We start from the raw sequence: 17,602 nt of genomic DNA, 5'->3' as shown, positions 1-17,602 counted from the left end.
CGGCAGACGGCAGTCGGCGGATGGCACGGGCAAGGGACGGGTTCCTTCGCGCCACGTACACTCGTTGGTAGCACCAGTCAGCGTCGCAACCTTCACCAGGAGTCCCCGATGAAAGGTGCCGGTGGAACGGAAGGCGGGCTGGGGCAGTTCTTTGGCGGGCTCGCCATGGTGGTCGCTGGCAGCTACCTCTTCCTGCAGCGCGTCACCGTGAGCAGCGGCTTCTGGGACTTTGGGGGACGCAACGCCTTCGGGTTGTCGCTGATCCCGCTCCTGGTCGGGATCGGGATCCTGTTCTTCAATGGCAAGTCCGCGATCGGGCGCCTCCTGACCGGTGGAGGCTTCCTCATCATCGTGGTCGGAATCATCGCGAACATGCGGGTCTACTTTGGCCCGGCGTCGCTCTACGACACGCTGCTCATCCTCGGCTTGCTCGCTGCCGGCGTCGGGCTCGTCGCGCGGTCCTTGCGTTCGTCACCGGCGGCCGAGACCGCTCGCCAGGCCCCATAGCGGAATGGATTCGCGCCGGACTATCGCCGACCCAGGCGCGTCAGGGCCGCCTCGAGCATGCCATCACGACCCGCCCGGAACGCCGCCGTGTCAAACGGGACCAGGACGTCGAGGGGAATTCCCCGCCCTTCATAGATTACCCCGTCGGCCGCGCGGTACCGTTCTCCGGAGAACGTGTACCGCCAACCATTGGGAAGCTGCGCCCGGAAGAGGTCGGACAAGTGACCCGACGTGTGCTCCCCGAGGATCGTGACTCCCGCACGAGTACGCATCGAGAGCACGAAGGTCTCCGCAGCACTGAAGGTCCAGCCTGAGACGAGGACGATCGTCGGCCCGTCAAGTGCCTGGGACGGCGACGCATCGACGAACACCGAATCCCACGGGCCCACCTGGTCATGGTGTGGCCCGTTGCGCCGGGCCTTGGTGTAGCTGAAGGTTCGTGGCCCCCGAAACCACCGGGCGACCTCCAGCCCTACCGCATCATAGCCGCCCTCGTTGTTGCGCAGGTCCACAATCAATCCCGCCACGCCCGCCATCGCGGCGACGACCTCCGGCATGACTGCGCGCACCGCAGCCACACTGGCGGCCTCGCGTCCATCGCCTCCAAGCCCCTCGAATGCGGCGAGATCCAAGTACCCAACGGCGCCGAGCCTTCCCCAGGCGATCCGACCTGCCCCGGCCCGACGGAGTGGGCCGCCCGCGTAGCGTGACTCCACCCGACCAACGAGCTGCGCCATGAGCTCGCCGTGCGGATACTCGTTCGCCCACCCCGTCGTTCGGCGGTCGAGCGAGGGCGCCGAGATCTGGATGTGCCCATCATCGAGCGCCTGAGCCATTCGCTCCAAGGCGCCAAAGAGGGTCGTCGCGCTGGTGTCGCGAGCCACCGTCGCGCAGGCGCTACGTCCCAGCGCCTCCCAGGAGCCGCGGCGCAAGCGCTGGGGAAACACGGCGTAGCGTTGGTCAAGCTCCTTCCAGAACTCCCGTACCACCCGCCCCGCCATCCCTGCCCTACCACACTGCGCGAGGGCCTCGACCTCCTGTGCACTCGCGCCCCCTGGGAGCGCAATCGCGCAGAGGGCGAGGCGCAGGACACCGCGCAGTGCTCGCCTTACAGGCTGTTCAAGGCCTGGTCGAGGTCCCACTGCAGGTCCTCCACGTTCTCGATCCCGACGGCGTACCGGACGAGCCCTTCCGGTATGCCCAGTTCCCGCCGCTGGGCAGCGGTGATCTCCACGTGACTGGTGGTCGATGGTGGCCCGGCCAGGGTCGACACCGAACCCAGGCTCGCGGCGAGGTGCACGTAGCGCAGGCGGGCGAGGAACGCCCCGACGGCGTCGTCCCCGGCGCGGAGCGCAAAGCTCAAGACACCGCCAAAGCCCGACATCTGGCTCCGCGCGATCGCATGCTGCGGATGATCGGGCAGCCCGGGATAGAACACCTCGGCCACGGCGGGGTGTGCGGAGAGAAACCGCGACAACGACTCGGCGGATGCATTTTGTCGTTGGACGCGCAGCTCAAGCGTCTTCATCCCCCGAAGGATGAGGTAGGCCGACATCGGGTGCATCACGGCACCGTTGACCTCGCGGAAGCTGAACACGCGCTGCATGAGCTCACGCCCGCCGCACAACACGCCGCCAATGGCGTCGGAGTGCCCGCCGAGGTACTTGGTGGCGCTGTGCAGGACGGCATCGGCACCGAGGGCCAGGGGTCGCTGGTTGATCGGGGTGGCAAAGGTATTGTCCACCGCGACGAGCGCCCCAACCCGGTGCGCGGCCGCGGCCAGGCGGCGCACATCGAGGATCTTGAGGGTCGGGTTGGTGGGTGTCTCGAGGTACAGCAAGCGGCACCCGGCGGCGACTTCGCGCTCCAGTGCCTCATGATCCGCCGTCTCGACCAGCACGACCGAAATCCCTTGCCGGGGCAACGTCTCCAGGAAGAGCTTGCTGGTTCCGCCATAGGTGTCCCGGATCGATACCACGCGATCACCTGGCGAGAGCACCGTGGCGAACAGGTTGCTCACCGCCGCCATCCCCGAGGCGAATGACACTGCGGCCTCCGCCCCCTCGAGGGCGCAGATCTTGGCCTCGAATACATCTGTCGTGGGGTTGGTCGATCGGCCATAGATGTGTCCTGGGGCCTGACCCAACGCTACCGCACGCCATGCCTCAAGCGTTTCGAAGCCGTAGGTCACACCGAGGTGGAGCGGCACGGTCGTGATGCCGTGCGGAAACAGCAGCTCTTCCCCGGCCCAGACCGACGTAGTTCCCGGCCCGGGCTGGTGAGGTTGATCCATCGTGGTCATGCGATTTTACCGTGGGCGAAAGTGAACCTTCGTGGAGGAGCGGCAACGGAAGTCGCCCCGCCTCTGCGCTGACGTGGGGCGCGACGAACCGTCCAGCACAATGCAAGGGCCTGTCGGGCGCGCGCTACTCGAAACTCGGCTCGTACGCCTCTGCGTCACGGGGCCGCAGGTGAGCATTCCGATTCAGCATGCGGACGCAGGTATTCCAGCGCAGGATGGCCTCGTCGTTGCCCGCTGGTCGCAGGGCCTCGGCCTTTCCATACGCGGTCAGTGCCTTCTCGATCCACTCATAGGCCATCTCGGCCGCGCGGGGCATGTCGCGGGCCAGGATCGCCTTCGCCCAGCGCTCGGCGATAATCCCCTGATAGTACGCGCTCTTGTACGGGTCTTCGAGCGCCGTCACCGCCTCGATCGCTCGCCGCAGGTCCTCCACATGCCCGACCGCGAACTGGTCGGTGATCGCGAGGACATGCATCACGACGGCGTCCGCGTTGGTTGGGTCCACGGCGAGCACATCCAGGCAAATACTCTCGGCCGCGATCGAGTCGCTGAGGACCCGGTACCGATGGGCCTTCAGCAACGCGGCGGGCACCCCTTCCTTCGAGATCGGCTTGAGCGATGGCATGGCGGTTACTCCTTCCGTTTGCCGCGGAACAACCGCACCAGCTTCACCACCGGGTCGTAGAACTCGTCCACGACCCGTTCCTTGAGCGGGATGATCGCGTTGTCGGTGATCGTGATATGCTCGGGACAGACCTTGGTGCAGCACTTGGTGATGTTGCAGTAGCCGATCGCCTGGTCTTCCTTGAGGTCGCGCAAGCGGTCCTCGGTGTCCAGCGGATGCATCTCGAGGGCCGCCGAGTACACGAAGAAGCGCGGGCCGATGAAGTCCTCGTGCTTGTGATGATCCCGGAGGACGTGACACACGTCCTGGCAGAGGAAACACTCGATGCACTTCCTGAACTCCTGGACGCGATCGACATCCTCCTGGGCCATTCGCCACGTGCCATCGGGGGCGTCCGGCTTGCGTGGGGTGAATTTCCGGATGCGCTTCTTTTGCTCGTAGTTCCAGGAGACGTCGGTGACGAGGTCGCGCACGTGCGGAAAGGCACGCATCGGCTCGATCGTGATCGGCTTGTCCACGGGCAGCTCCTCCATGCGCGTCATGCACATCAGCCGCGGCATGCCATTGATCTCGGCCGAGCATGAGCCGCACTTACCCGCCTTGCAGTTCCACCGAATGGCGAGATCACTCGCATTCTCCGCCTGCACCTGGTGCATGGCGTCGAGCACCACCATTCCCTCGGTGATGTCGGTGGTGTAGTCGGCAAAGGCACCGGTTCCGCGTTCACCGCGCCAGATCCGGAAGGTTGTTTGGGGCATGGGGTGCTGGTTCCTGGTGGCTGGTCTAACTGCCAGCTGCTATTGCTGGTGCTGAATGCTGCCGTCTGTCGTCTGCCGTCTGCCGTCTGCCGTCTGCCGTCTGCCGTCTGCGGAACCTACTTCGACTGCTCCTCAATGATCGCCTGCAGCTCCGCGGGCAATGCGGCCTGCGGGCGGCGTTCCATCACCATCTCGCCGGATGTGCCCCGTTTGAGAACGATGTTGAATGCGCCGTACGTCTTGTCCTTGTCCGGATAGTCGTCGCGGAAGTGGCCGCCACGACTCTCCTTGCGCTCGATGGCGGCGAGGGTGATGGCCTCGCTGATCGTGAGCAGGTTGTCGAGGTCGAGGGCGGTGTGCCAGCCGGGGTTGTATTCCCGATTGCCAACGACGCCCACCTGCCGCGCCCGGGTGCGCAGGGCGTGCACCCCGTCGAGCGCTCGCTTCATCTCCTCTTCACGTCGCACGATCCCGACCAGGTCCTGCATCATCTCCTGCAATTCGTGCTGGATCTTGTAGGGCGCTTCGGGACTGCCGGTTCGGTCGAACGGTGCGAGGGCATCGGCCAGCGCGCGGTCCGCATCGGCGGCAGCCACCTGGGCTGCTCCTCGGTCTGCCGCGAACTTCGCCGCGAAGTCGCCCGCGCGCTTCCCGAACACCAGCAGGTCGGACAACGAGTTGCCACCCAGGCGATTCGCCCCGTGCAGCCCCGCCGCACACTCGCCGGCGGCGAACAGCCCGGGCACCGTGGACATCTGCGACTCGCCGTCCACCCGGATCCCACCCATGATGTAGTGGGTCGTTGGCCCCACCTCCATCGGCGTCGTCGTGATGTCGATGTTGGCTAACTGCATGAACTGGTGGTACATCGAGGGCAACTTCTTCTTGATGTGTTCAGCGGCGTTCGGCAGGCGATCCTTGATCCACGCGATATCGAGGAAGACCCCGCCGTGCGGCGACCCGCGGCCCTCGCGAACCTCCCGCTGGATGCAGCGCGCGACGTGGTCACGCGTCAGCAACTCCGGTGGCCGACGTGCGGACTTGTCGCCCTGCGTGTACCGCCACCCCTCCTCCTCGGAGTCCGCCGTCTGGTTGCGGTAGTTCTCCGGGATGTCATCGAACATGAAGCGCTTGCCCTGCGAGTTTCGCAGCACGCCACCCTCGCCACGGACGCCTTCCGTCACCAGGATGCCCTTCACGCTCGGGGGCCAGACCATCCCCGTCGGGTGGAACTGGACAAACTCCATGTCCATCAGCTCGGCACCGGCGTTGTAGGCAAGGGAATGGCCGTCGCCGGTGTACTCCCAGCTGTTGCTGGTCACCTTGAAGGCCCGCCCGATCCCGCCCGTGGCCAGCACCACCGCCTTGCAGGCAAACAACGTGAAGCGGCCACGCTCGCGGTCGTACGCGAGCGCCCCCGAGACCCGGTCGCCGTCCTTGAGCAGGCACACGACCGTGACTTCCATGTGCACGTCGATCCCCTTCTGGTAGACCGCGTGGTCCTGGAGCGTGCGAATCAGCTCAAGCCCTGTCCGGTCCCCGACGTGGGCGAGCCGCGGATACCGATGGCCGCCAAAATTGCGTTGCAGGATCCGGCCGTCCGGCGTGCGATCGAATACGGCCCCCCACGCCTCCAGCTCGCGCACCCGGTCCGGCGCTTCTTTCGCGTGCAGCTCGGCCATCCGCCAGTTGTTCATATACTGGCCGCCGCGCATGGTGTCGGCAAAGTGCACCCGCCAGTTGTCGCGGTCGTCGACATGCCCCATGGCCGCCGCCATCCCGCCCTCGGCCATCACCGTGTGCGCCTTCCCCAACAACGACTTGCAGACCAGCCCCACGCGGGCCCCGGCATCGGCGGCGGCAATGGCCGCGCGCAACCCCGCACCGCCAGCTCCCACCACGAGCACGTCATGTTCGATGCGCTGATACTCGGCCATGCTACAGGATCCTCAGGTCGGTCCAGATCCCCATCGCGCAGAGCCGGATGTACACGTCCGTGAACGCCACCGTGATCAATGAACACCACGCCCAGTTCATGTGCCCACGGTTGCACACACTGGAGCACTCGTAGGCCAGCTTGCGCACGGGCGACTTGGACAACTCGTTGAGCAGCCCGCCCACGACGTGTCGCATGGAGTGACACCCGATCGTGTATCCGGACAGGAGCAGGACGTTCAGCAACATCACCAACGACCCGACGCCGATCCCGAACGTCTTCGCCCCAGTCACCGGATCCGTCCACCAGAACGCGAGGTAGGCGTCGTACCAGAGGAAGATCAGGAAGATGAACGACAGCAGCAGCCCGTACCGGTGGAAGTTCTGCATCACCAGCGGGAAGTACCGCTCACCCAGGTAGCTCTTGCGGGGCTCGCCAACCGCACACGACGGCGGATCGGCCCAGAAGGCCTTGTAGTAGGCCCCGCGATAGTAGTAGCAGGTGAACCGGAACAGCGCCGGGACCGGAAGGATCAGCAGGGCCGGCGAAAACGGGAGCCAACCGGGCCACCACGTCGGCTTGGGGCCGAACCACGCGTGGGGCGAGTCGCCCCAGATCTCCGGTGAGTAGAACGGCGAGAGGTAGGGCCCGTGGGTGTAAAACGCATTCTGGAACGCCGCCCACGTGGCATAGACCAGGAAACTCGTGAGGATCGTGACCACGATGAGGTTCGGGACCCACCAAGCATCGCGGCGGAGGGTCTCACCAAACCCTCGCTGATCCATCACCGGCAACGAACGCTGCATGCGGAGTCGGTTCGGGACAGGCCGGGGGGGATCCCGACGGCGCGGTAAACAACCCCCCGGCCCGGGGGCTGTCAAATCGACCCGCGCGTGAGCCGGATCACAGCGGCGCCGCACCTCTCCGTCACGCCCGGGGTCGCGCGACTCAAGCGCGCCACGGCGCTCCTCCGACACTCACCTCCGACCCACCCTGGCCCTGGAGGTTTGCATGCGTCGGTTCCTGGTTCGCTCCACCCTGGCAGTCGTCCCCCTCGCACTGCTCGCGTGCGCGGACGACGATGGCGTCAGCGTAGCGGAGTCGAGGCCGGTGACGCTGTCCATCGCCTCGGCGCCCATATCGATGTTTACCGGTGATACCGCCACCCTCGGGGCGACGGCCCTGGATGGGAACGGCCGGGGAGTCGCATCGGGGTTCGTCTCGTGGACCACGTCTGACTCGACAATCGCCGCGTTCGTCGCACCGGGGACACTCGTCGCCACTGGACACGGCACCGTTCGCATTACCGCCACCGCCGCCGGTCTCACGGCGCAACACGACATTACGATCGCCCTGGCGACCGCCGAACGCCGACTCGCCTACGCCTTCGCGCATGAAGAAGCGCCGAGCGCCGCGTATCAACCGATGCGCGCCTTTGCGTACAACGGCACCGGAGGAGCGATCCGAATCGAACGCAGCACCGTCGGTCGCTACCGCGTGACCTTTGAACGCCTCGCCCGGGTGGATTCGAGCCTCCGCGAGGTCGTGCTCGTGACCGCCTATGGCTCGGCCGGCGAGCGCTGTCACATCGAGGAATGGGGCAACACGCCTAACCAGCGGGATCTGGAGGCCTGGGTGGCCTGTTACCTTGGCAACGGCGATCCTGTGGACTCGCGGTTCACGACCCTGGTGGTCGGTTCGCGCGCGCTGCCGGGACGCCATGGGTTCGCATCCCTCGCGGCGAGTGCACCCGAAGGCGCGTCGACGGCGGCGCCTAACGCCTTTTCCTCGTCCGGGCAGCCCGTGGCCGTGGACCGCTCCGCCGCCGGGAGCTACCTGGTCCACATGAACGCGCCGCGGACGACACTGCCGGAGAACTACTTCATCAGCACGGTTGGCGGCGCACCGGACCTCTGCAAGGTCGCCTCATGGAACCAGGGCGAATGGGCCTCGGTGGTCTGTTATGCCGCATCGGGCGCGCATACCGACGCGCGCTTCTCCATCCTGATGGTCGAGGAAGGGCGTCCGGGGAAGCGGTTCGCGATTGCCTGGGCGAATGACCCGACCGCAGCGATCGACCAGCCCTACGTTCCGCCGGCCATGTATCAGCGGTCCACCGCAGGCCTCCCGGCGCGCATCACTCGCCTCGGGGTCGGCGAATACGCCGTCGAGTTCCCGGGGCTGGCCAATGGGGGCGCCACGGCGGAGATCGTGCAGGTGTCGCCGTTTGGCTCGGGACTCACGACCTGCCAGTTGCAGGGATGGACCGAGGATACGGGGTCGACCCTGCGGGTTCAGGTGCGCTGCTGGAACCGGGCGAGCAACCTGCGCGAGGATGGACAGTTTACCGTCCTGGTACTGGAATAGGCTGAGGTTGCGGTTTCCCCGAGTGTCCTGCGACGGACCGTCGCGTTACCCTTGTCCCTGCGCGGCAATGTGGCGGCGCTCTGGCGAGGGGATCGGGAACCATGGGGACGACGGGGACGACCGGGGCACGAGGAATGCAACGAGAAGTCGGTATGTGGGCTGACAACTCCCAGCGTGACCGAATTTTCGAGATGATCGGGTGCCACACGGTGACGTATCACCGGGTGCGTAACGCGCGCGTGGAGCACCAGCGCCGGGCGATGATCCTCGCATTGGTGGCGGCGGCCATCGCGTGGATCGCCTTCGCTGCCCAATAGAGGGTTCGAGGCTGCACGCCAGGAGGGCCCCCCGCCACATGCGGGGGGCCCTTTTGCTTGCCCCGAGGGGCCTGCAGGTGGGGAATCGCCCCGGATAGGTGTTTCCTTCACAAGTTCGTGACATTGGCGTCTATAGCCAGTGACAAGGAAACCTCGCGCCATTTCCGTCTCATGACCGCCACCACTCTGCTCGACGTCTGCGTGCGTCGGGCACTGCTCCTGTTGCTCCCGGTCGCCATCGCCTGTCGCGAGGATCCCGCGGGTCCGGGGAGCGCTGCGACCACACCCGGGGCCGACAATCCCGATTGGACCACGGCATCGCACTCGAACGACGCGTCCCCGAGTTACGCCACGGTCTTTGGAGGGGATGTGGTGAACACCCTCGACATCACCATGACGGCGGCGCAGTGGACCACGATCCGCGCCAACATGCGGAGCCTGTGGGGCTTTGACTTCGGCTCGGGCGGTGGCGGCGCCCCCGGCGGATTCCCGCAGACCGAGCCGGCGTACCAGGCGGTCACCGTACGGTTCAACGGCAAGACCTGGAAACACGTCGGCTACCGACTCAAGGGTAACTCGAGCCTCTCATCCGCGTGGCGTGCGGGCAACTACAAGCTCCCCTTTCGCCTGCAGTTTGACGAGTTCGAGGACTCCCTCCCCACGGTCAAGAACCAGCGGCTGTACGGCTTCAAGGAAGTCTCCATGTCGCCTGGTTTCGCGGACCCTTCGCTGATTCGCGAGAAGGTCACGGCGGACCTGCTGCGCTCAGCCGGTGTCCCCGCAGCCCGCACGGCCTTCTATCGCGTGTTTGTCGACTTTGGCGCTGGCCGCAAGTATTGCGGCGTCTACACGATGGTCGAAGTCATCGACGATACGATGATCGAGGACCAGTTCGGGGAGGAGAGCGGCAACATCTACAAGCCCGAGAGCAATTTCGCGGCGTTCAACCAGCTCCAGTTCGAGAAGAAGAACAACGAGGCCGCCCCCACCTGGAGCGATGTCCAGGCGTTCATCACCGCCCTTAACGCGCCGACGCGCACATCCAATCCCACGAGCTGGCGTACGTCGTTGGAAGCCACCTTCAACATGGAGCACTTTGTGAAGTGGCTGGCGATCAACAATGCGATGGTGAACTGGGATACCTACGGTGCCATCGCGCACAACTACTACCTGTACCACCATTCGACACGCAAGCTGACCTGGATCCCCTGGGACCACAACCAGAGCATGAGCGGCAACCCGGGCGTCACTGGTGGTGTGCAGGGTGGCCAGGGTCCCCGACTGGGGCTGTCCCTCTCCATGAATGAGGCCGGCAACAACTGGCCGCTTGCCCGCGCGGTCGCCCAGGACTCCGTCTACCTCGGGCGGTACCGCACCCACATGAAGGCATTTGTCTCAACGGTCTTCACCGAGGCCAACATGCAGACCATGTTCGACCGAGCCCACGGGTTGATCGCACCCTACGTGGTGGGTGCAGAGGGCGAACAGCCCGGGTACACGTTCACGAGTGCGGCGCAGTTTGCGGCCGCGCTGCCGGCACTCAAGGCACACGTCGCCGCCCGGCGCGCCCTGGTCAACAGCTGGATCCCGTGACGACCCCCGCGTTGGGCTCCGCCGTCGACGCGTCACTGGACGCGCTCGACGAGGTGTCACTCGCCTCCCTCGGCCGGGCGGCGCTGCTGAATCGCGTGGATACGAAGTACATCGTGCCCGTCGCGATGGTCCCGGCCCTCATCGCGGCGTGCGCCCCCACCTATCGGGCCCTCGTCGTCGACGGGGAGCGCACCTTTCCGTACCTCACGCGGTACTTCGATACGCCAGAGCTGGCCTTCTTTCGCGACCATGTGACCGGCCGCCTCCCGCGCCGCAAGGTGCGCATTCGCAGCTACGTACGTGGGGGGACGTGTGTCCTCGAGTTGAAGCGCAAGACCAATGGTGGTCGAACCGTAAAGCTGCGGCAGGCCGTAGACGCCAACGACGCGTCGGCGCTGCCCGCACTCGCCCGGGCCCCCTTCATCGACGTCGCGGCGCCCAGCCCGGACGCGATCCGTGCGACCCTCGACGTGGGCTTCACCCGGGCTACCCTGGTCAACGTCGACCTGGCCGAGCGCGTCACGATTGACCTCGACCTGACCTACACCTCCGGGCCGGCGCAGCTCACCTTCGCCGACACCGCCATTGTGGAGGTCAAGCAGGAGCGTCGCGCGCGGACCCTGGTCACGGAGCTGCTCCGCCACGCACGGTATCGCCCCGCCAGGGTCAGCAAATACTGCGTCGGCGTGGCCGCCCTTCTCTCCCCTGCCCCGGTGCCGACGTACCGGCGCCTCCTCACCCATCTCCACGCCCCCTCACATGCTGCCCTCCCTGGTGTTTAGCCAGGCCGGCGCGACCCTGCCCGCTGGACTCGTACCGGGCGACCTCGCCACACGGCTCGCACTCGACCTCGGGACCCTCATCCTCCTGGTGCGGGTGGTCCACTTTCGGTATTACCGGCGGTCCGACCTGTTTCTCACCTTCTTCGCGCTCAACCTCGTCGTCTTCCTGGTGACGCTGCTGCTGAACCGCGTGGAGATGACCATGGGCGCCGCCTTCGGCCTCTTCGCGGTGTTCTCGATGCTGCGGTATCGCACCGAGGGAATCACCGCGCGGGACATGACCTACCTGTTCCTCGTCATCGGCCTGGGCCTCCTCATGTCCGTCGCGCCCGGCGGATGGCCCGTCCTCGCGAGCGTCTGCGCCCTCATCGTGCTGGGCACCGTGGCCCTCGAGGCGGGCGTTCTCGCCCCGCGGGAGCGGGCACATCCGGTGATGTATGACAACATCGGCCTGGTGCACGCGGCGAGCCGCCCCGCCCTCCTCAACGACCTCCGGGCACGCACCGGACTCGACGTGCGCCACGTCGACATCGAGGAGATCGACTTTGTGCGCGACACCGCGCGCCTGACCATCCACTACCGCGACGCATGAGGCGCCTTCTCCTCGGCGCGCTGGTCGCGACCTCGAGCGGCGCACAAACGAGCCGCAGCGATCCCACCGACCTCCAGGCATGGTATGGGGGATCCCTACGCCTGGACCTTCCCAGCCGATGGCGCGCGAGTGCCGAGTACCGCCTGCGGATGGTGGACAACGCCCATCAGGTCCGGGGATCCTACGTCACCCTCGGCGCGTCGCGCCGCGTGGCCGGCCCGCTCCGGTTCCTCTCGTCCTACCGCCTGGCACTCGTGAACGAGGGGACCTTCCACCGGGTCGCAGGGGGCGCAGAGGCGGAACGCGAAGTTGGGGACGTGACGCTTGGCCTCCGGGGACTGGTGCAATACCAGAAGCAGAACTTCACGGACAACGATGAAACCAGCTCCGACGAGGACACCTTCGTTCGTGCGCGGCTGGAACTGTCCCATCGCCTCTCCGACCGTGTCGACCTGTACGCCTCGAGCGAGCCGTACCTCGCCCTCGGTGCCAATCATGTGGTGGACAACTGGCGCAACACGGTGGGCACCAAGCTCGAACTGGCCAAAGGGCGGAAGCTGAACCTCTTCTACATCTATCGGCCGGACTACGCCAAGGCGACCTACAACCGGACCTTCCACGTCATCGGGGTCGACCTCGACTGGACGGTCAAGGTGGGCGGCGGCAAGGCGGCCACGCCGCGTTAGGCCGGGGCGGCACCCTCGCGCGGCCCGTCCGGCGAGGCTAGAATGCGGGTCGCCTTCCGCTCGCCCCGCCGCATGGCCCTCCTCGCACGGTTGCGCCCCCTCGCTGACGGGATCCTCGTCCGTCTCGGCGCCTACTACGCCGCCGTTTTCGTCGTCGGGTGGGCCGCCTGGAACATCGCGCCCCCCGTCGCGCGCACCTTCCTCGAACGGAACCTCGGTCCCGTCATGGGAGGCGCCCAACCTACCGGTGACCTCACCGCCCCGTTCACACCGGCGGTCCCAACCCCCATGGGCTCGTCGCATGAAATGGCGATCCTCGCCATGATGGTGGGGACCATGGCGATCGTGCTCGCCCTCCCCATGGCCTGGGTGTACATGTACACGCGCCAGAAGAAGGGCTTCCAGCAGTCCGTGGTGCATACCATCGTGTTGATGCCAGCCGTGGTGGCGGCGGTCTCCCTATTGGTGCGCAACAACACGGGGCTCGCCTTTGCGCTCGCGGGAATTGTCGCGGCGGTCCGCTTTCGCACGGCGCTCGACGACTCGCGCGACGCCGTGTTCATCTTTGCCGTCAGCGCCCTCGGCCTGGCCTGCGGCGTGCACCTCGAGTTCGCGGCCGCGCTCTCGCTCCTCTTTAACCTGATCGCCCTCGGGCTGTGGTACTCCGATTTCGGTCGTACGCCACCCGGCTTCGAGGGCGCGCGCGCCGAGGCCCACCTACAGCGGGCCCTCGCCATTGCCAATCGCACAAGTCAGTTTGTTGCGCGGGTCGATCGCGAGGTCCTGGAGTCGCTGTCCCCGGCGCAGCTTGATGCCCTCGCCCAACGGGTGCGCAAGCGTCGCGACGAGGTGGCGCCACCCGAGAACCCTCGCTGGACCGCGCAACTCCAGATCGTCGTGAGCGACGACGCGGGGCGCCCGGCCGTCGAGCGCGTCCTCGCCGATCGCACCAAGCAATGGGAGTTCGCGCGCGCCGAGTTCCTCACCGAAGGCACCCGGCTCACGTATCGCATTCGCACACGCAAGGCGATGCCAGCGCAGGACATCGCGACCTTTGTCGAAAGCGACGCCACCCCCTACGTCGCGTCCGTCACCGTCCAGGAGGATCCCGCATGACGCGCCTGCCTGCCCTCGTGGCCCTCTCAATCGTGGCGGCCACGGCCAGCCTCGCCCAGGACGCAACCAAGGGAAAGAAGAAGGACGGACCGCCCAAGGCAATGACGGCCGCAGATTCCGCTGCCCGCGCCGCCAAGAAAGAAAAGGAGCGGGCGAAGGACATGCGCAAGGCGAACACCCGCGCGCTCTTTGCGGAGGAACGCCCGATCGAGTTCACCCTGGTCGCGAACTATGGAGCCCTCGCCCGCGATCGCGACACGCTCTCCACCAAGCGCTTCGCCGGCACCCTGGTCTTCGCGGACTCAACCGGCGCGGAACGCCGCCTGCCAGTGACCTTGCGGACGCGCGGCCACTTCCGCCTGATGGCGCGCAACTGCCGGTTTGTCCCCGTGCGCATCGAGTTTCCGGATAGTGGTCGCAAGGGAACCCCGTTCGCCGGGCAATCGGGACTCAAGCTCGGCACCCACTGCCAGAATGGCGATCGGCGGTTCGACGCCTACACCCGGCGCGAGTACCTGGCCTATCGCCTCTTCAACATCATCACGCCAATGAGTTTCCGGGCGCGCCTCGCGACCGGGACCTATCTCGACTCCGCGTCCGGCAAGGTCGTGGCGACGCATACCGCGATGTTCATCGAGAACGAGGACGACCTGGCCACCCGCATGGGCGGCAACGTGCGCGACATGCGCGGCGCCCTGTTCGATGACCTGCAAGCCGACCAGTTGTTGCGCGTCGTCCTCTTCCAGTACCTGATCGGCAACACGGACTTCTCGTTCGCAGCCCTGCACAACACCCGGGTCGTCCAGACGCGCGACGGAACGGTGTATCCGGTCGCGTATGACTTTGATTTCTCGGGACTCGTCGCCGCGCACTACGCGACACCCGATCCGCGCATGGGGATCCTCAAGGTCACCGAGCGCCGCTTTCGTGGGCCGTGCCGGCCCCTCGATACCTACCTGGCGGCGGTCGAGCCGTTCGTCACGCGCAAGGCGGCGCTGCTCGCCGAGGTGGACCGAGTGCCCGGGATCACGAAGGACGAACGGTCCTGGGCCCTGGACTTCCTGGGTGAGTTCTTCCGACGCGTCGAAAAACCCCAGGACCTCAAGCGGCACATTGTGGACATGTGCGAGTCGCGCCCGGGGCTCTGACCCACCGCCGGGATACCGCTACACGCCACCCGGCTTCTTGAGCTTGCCAAGGATGCCACGCTTCACGGCATCCTTGGCCGATTCCTTGGCCGCCTCCCGGACGCCCTCCTTCAGTCCCTCCATGGCGCCCTGGCGGGCCGCGGCCACCAGCGAGTCCACGTTAAGCTGGCTCGGGTCGCACGACGGGCTGTTCTTGCCGTGCTCCTTCTCGCAGTCCTTCTTCGCCTGCTCCATGGCCTTCCCCGTCTCGGCGACGACCTCTTTCATGTCCGTCACCTTGTAGTCGGCCGGGATGTCGAACAGCGCGGCGTCGAGGTTGGACCGCTTGAGCTCCGTCATCTCCATGACCGTTCGCGATTTCGTGACCTTGCCCTTGTCGTCGGTCTCGGTGGCGTCCACGATGGACTTCAGCGCGATCCCCTTCGGGTAGTCGCGCTCGGCGTCGACGAGCTTCCGCGCCGCGTCACCGCCCAGGCGGGAGGCGCCGCGGGCAAAGCGATCGGTCCATGCCTCCCACGACTTGTCCATCGGGAGATCGGTGCTGACCCACAAGTCGGTGACCGACTCGTGTTGCGAGGACAGTTTCTTGCCGAAAACCTGCATCTGCATCCGGTAGCTGCGCGTCACGCGGTACTTCTGCGTCGCACGGCCCAACATCCCTTCCCCGGCGCCGAGCGCTTCCACCGAGACCTTCGGGTCGGTGACGTCCATCTTGATGAACGAACCCACCGCGCCCATCCCCATGCCAAGGTCCGCGGCATCCATGGTGATGGCCGTCTTGTCTTCGGGATTCACCATCGCCATCGACGACTTGTCGGCGTCGAGCAGCATGTACCCCTTGGCCGGCATCCCTTGCTGACGGTCGAGGAAGGTCCACCGCATCTTGCCGGGGATCATCTGCACCGAGACGGAGGGCTGCGCGGCGCGCGGGTCGCTGGACTCGGTCACCTTCCAAGTGAACGTCCACCCTTCGGCGCGGGGAACGGGAGTGGCCGCAAGGGTCGCCACCGCAGCGACAGCGGCGACGAGGGGAAAGGCTCTGATCGTCATTGGGGGATCTCCTGGGAAACGCGGACCGGGTCATGCCGGCGGTGGTGGCCGCGGCCTCTGGATGATGACGGCATCCAGCCCCCCAGGTCACTCGGGGAACCCCCGGCTCACGGTCGGCGGTACACCACTTTCCCACCGACCACGGTCATCATGACCTTCGCGTCTTTCAGCTCCGCCGGGGTGAGCCGGGTCAAGTCCTGGTCGATGAGGACGAGGTCCGCCAGCTTCCCGACCTCGAGCGTCCCCTTCTCGGCCTCCTCGAACGAGGCATAGGCGCTCCCGGTCGTGTACGCCCGCAGGGCTTCTTCAACCGTGATCTTCTGGTCAGGCACCCAGCCATCGGGATTTCGCCCGTCGAGGGTGCGACGGGTGACCGCCGCATAGATCCCTTCCAGTGGAGTCGCGGGGGCGACGAACCAGTCCGACCCGAACGCCATCGTCGCATTGAGGTCCAGGAGGGAGCGAAACGCGTAGGTTCGCGTGGCCCGCTCCGCGCCAATCACGCGGTCCGCCCACCGCCCGTCATCAATGGCGTGATACGGCTGCATGGACGCGATCACCCCCAGCTCGCCGAACCGCGCGAGGTCATTCGGCCCGATGTGCTGCGCATGCTCGATGCGAAATCGACGATCGCGCACCCCGTTCTCCCGAGCCACGCGCTCAAAGATCCCCAGCTGGGTGTTGATCGCCCGGTCGCCGATAGCGTGGACGGCGACGTGCAACCCGGCACTGTCCGCCCCTTTCACCCGCGCGTACAGCGTCTCCGGCGACGTGATGAAGAGCCCGGTATCGGACGGCTTGTCGGTGAATCCCTCGAACATCGCCGCCGTGTGGCTGCCTAACGACCCGTCGACGAAACCCTTGAGCATCCCGATGCGCAGCCAGGCGTCGCCGCGCCCGGACGCCGCGATGGTGTCGCGCAACGCCTCCCACTCGCTGAGCGGCACGGCCGCATAGATGCGGGTCTTGAGGCGCCCCGCGGCCAGGGCCCGGCGGAAGATCCCCAGCTCGTTCCACGCCCCGCCAGCGCCGAGGGCCCCCATATGGTGCACGCTGGTCACGCCCTGCGAGGCCACGTAGGACATCGCGGCATCGAGGGCCCGATCCTCCATTTCGTCGGACGCCAGGGGCATGACCTTCGCCACCAGCTCCGCCGCGTTGTCCTTGAGGACCCCTGTGGGCTCGCCGCTCGCGTCCTTGACGATCTCCCCACCCGCGGGAGTCGCGGTGGCGCGGGTCACCTGCCCGGCGGTCAGCGCCGCCGTGTTGGCCAGCGACATGTGGCCGTCCAGCCGGTTAATGAATACCGGGTGGTTGGGCGTGACGCTGTCGATCCATTCCTTCGTCGGGAGCTCCCCGCCCCAGAGGGTGTGGTCCCAGTCACCATTGGTGATCCAGGTGCCCGCGGGCACCGTTTGCGCAAAAGCGCCGATGCGTCGGACGAACTCCTCCTTCGTCGACGCGTCCCGCAGCTGCACCGAGCTCAGGCCGAATCCGCCGTCGACGAAGTGCACGTGGGCATCGATAAAGCCCGGCACGACCATCCGTCCGGCCGCGTCGACCAACTCCGCCTTGCCTGCCAGCTTGCGCACTTCGGCGCTCGACCCCACCGCGACGATGCGATCCCCGGCCATCGCCACCGCGTCGGCCCACGGACGCTGCTGGTTGCCGGTCCAGACGCGGGCATTGACGATCGCGAGCGTCACGGTGCCGCCTGCGCGCTGGCCGTCGTCCCGCTTCATGTCACAGGCGGCGGTGAGCAGGCACGTCAGCGCGCCCAGGGTGCGATACCGCATGGGAATCCCTCATGAGGGGTGATGGTC

The 17,602-nt window shown here is 66.6% G+C and carries 16 protein-coding genes; 8 read left to right on the top strand and 8 right to left on the bottom strand.

Annotation, left to right across the window (positions count from 1 at the left end; translation table 11 throughout):
- The first annotated feature begins 108 nt into the window (after nt 1-108).
- Entirely contained in the window at nt 109-507 is a 399-nt protein-coding gene (locus IPK85_24495) for a hypothetical protein (protein MBK8250528.1), read from the top strand.
- Between the two features lie 20 nt (nt 508-527).
- Here the strand turns inward: IPK85_24495 and IPK85_24490 are convergent, their stop codons facing one another.
- The 6 genes from IPK85_24490 to IPK85_24465 form a co-directional block, all read right to left on the bottom strand.
- Nucleotides 528-1,649 carry a S41 family peptidase gene (locus IPK85_24490; protein ID MBK8250527.1) on the bottom strand — a complete coding sequence of 374 codons (1,122 nt, stop codon included), beginning with the start codon at nt 1,647-1,649 and terminating at the stop codon, nt 528-530.
- On the bottom strand, nt 1,616-2,800 hold the full coding sequence (locus IPK85_24485; protein MBK8250526.1) for a cystathionine gamma-synthase family protein: 1,185 nt from the start codon (nt 2,798-2,800) through the stop codon (nt 1,616-1,618). Before IPK85_24485 ends, IPK85_24490 begins: the two co-directional genes overlap by 34 nt.
- 133 nt (nt 2,801-2,933) lie before the next feature.
- On the bottom strand, nt 2,934-3,434 hold the full coding sequence (locus IPK85_24480) for a hypothetical protein (protein ID MBK8250525.1): 501 nt from the start codon (nt 3,432-3,434) through the stop codon (nt 2,934-2,936).
- A gap of 5 nt (nt 3,435-3,439) precedes the next feature.
- Nucleotides 3,440-4,192, bottom strand: coding sequence for a succinate dehydrogenase/fumarate reductase iron-sulfur subunit (locus IPK85_24475; protein ID MBK8250524.1), 753 nt, complete (start codon nt 4,190-4,192; stop codon nt 3,440-3,442).
- A gap of 116 nt (nt 4,193-4,308) precedes the next feature.
- On the bottom strand, nt 4,309-6,129 hold the full coding sequence (locus IPK85_24470; GenBank protein MBK8250523.1) for a fumarate reductase/succinate dehydrogenase flavoprotein subunit: 1,821 nt from the start codon (nt 6,127-6,129) through the stop codon (nt 4,309-4,311).
- A gap of 1 nt (nt 6,130) precedes the next feature.
- The gene (locus IPK85_24465) at nt 6,131-6,934 is read right to left on the bottom strand and encodes a succinate dehydrogenase (GenBank protein ID MBK8250522.1); all 804 of its coding nucleotides are present in this window, start codon (nt 6,932-6,934) and stop codon (nt 6,131-6,133) included.
- 205 nt (nt 6,935-7,139) lie between these two features.
- Between IPK85_24465 and IPK85_24460 the strand changes: the two genes are divergently transcribed.
- The 7 genes from IPK85_24460 to IPK85_24430 all read left to right on the top strand — a co-directional run bounded on the left by IPK85_24460 (nt 7,140) and on the right by IPK85_24430 (nt 14,729).
- Nucleotides 7,140-8,495 carry an Ig-like domain-containing protein gene (locus IPK85_24460; GenBank protein MBK8250521.1) on the top strand — a complete coding sequence of 452 codons (1,356 nt, stop codon included), beginning with the start codon at nt 7,140-7,142 and terminating at the stop codon, nt 8,493-8,495.
- A 488-nt stretch (nt 8,496-8,983) separates the two neighbouring features.
- Nucleotides 8,984-10,405: a CotH kinase family protein gene (locus IPK85_24455; GenBank protein MBK8250520.1), complete on the top strand. Its 1,422-nt coding sequence runs from the start codon at nt 8,984-8,986 to the stop codon at nt 10,403-10,405.
- Nucleotides 10,402-11,187 carry a polyphosphate polymerase domain-containing protein gene (locus tag IPK85_24450; protein MBK8250519.1) on the top strand — a complete coding sequence of 262 codons (786 nt, stop codon included), beginning with the start codon at nt 10,402-10,404 and terminating at the stop codon, nt 11,185-11,187. Before IPK85_24455 ends, IPK85_24450 begins: the two co-directional genes overlap by 4 nt.
- The gene (locus tag IPK85_24445) at nt 11,165-11,779 is read left to right on the top strand and encodes a DUF4956 domain-containing protein (protein MBK8250518.1); all 615 of its coding nucleotides are present in this window, start codon (nt 11,165-11,167) and stop codon (nt 11,777-11,779) included. Before IPK85_24450 ends, IPK85_24445 begins: the two co-directional genes overlap by 23 nt.
- A complete protein-coding gene (locus IPK85_24440) occupies nt 11,776-12,465 on the top strand; it encodes a DUF2490 domain-containing protein (protein MBK8250517.1) in 690 nt (229 codons plus the stop codon). Before IPK85_24445 ends, IPK85_24440 begins: the two co-directional genes overlap by 4 nt.
- A gap of 72 nt (nt 12,466-12,537) precedes the next feature.
- Nucleotides 12,538-13,581, top strand: coding sequence for a DUF4956 domain-containing protein (locus tag IPK85_24435; protein ID MBK8250516.1), 1,044 nt, complete (start codon nt 12,538-12,540; stop codon nt 13,579-13,581).
- Nucleotides 13,578-14,729, top strand: a complete 1,152-nt coding sequence (locus IPK85_24430; protein MBK8250515.1) for a hypothetical protein — start codon at nt 13,578-13,580, stop codon at nt 14,727-14,729. The genes IPK85_24435 and IPK85_24430 overlap by 4 nt, the downstream gene beginning before the upstream one ends.
- A gap of 18 nt (nt 14,730-14,747) precedes the next feature.
- Here IPK85_24430 and IPK85_24425 read toward each other — a convergent pair whose 3' ends face one another.
- Complete coding sequence (locus tag IPK85_24425) at nt 14,748-15,779, bottom strand: DUF4412 domain-containing protein (protein MBK8250514.1); 1,032 nt, start codon at nt 15,777-15,779, stop codon at nt 14,748-14,750.
- Nucleotides 15,780-15,886: 107 nt separating this feature from the next.
- Complete coding sequence (locus tag IPK85_24420; protein MBK8250513.1) at nt 15,887-17,575, bottom strand: amidohydrolase; 1,689 nt, start codon at nt 17,573-17,575, stop codon at nt 15,887-15,889.
- Nucleotides 17,576-17,602 lie beyond the last annotated feature (27 nt).

Source organism: Gemmatimonadota bacterium, assembly GCA_016712265.1.
Taxonomy (GTDB): Bacteria; Gemmatimonadota; Gemmatimonadetes; order Gemmatimonadales; family Gemmatimonadaceae; genus RBC101.
This window is presented reverse-complemented; position numbering and strand designations above follow the sequence as displayed.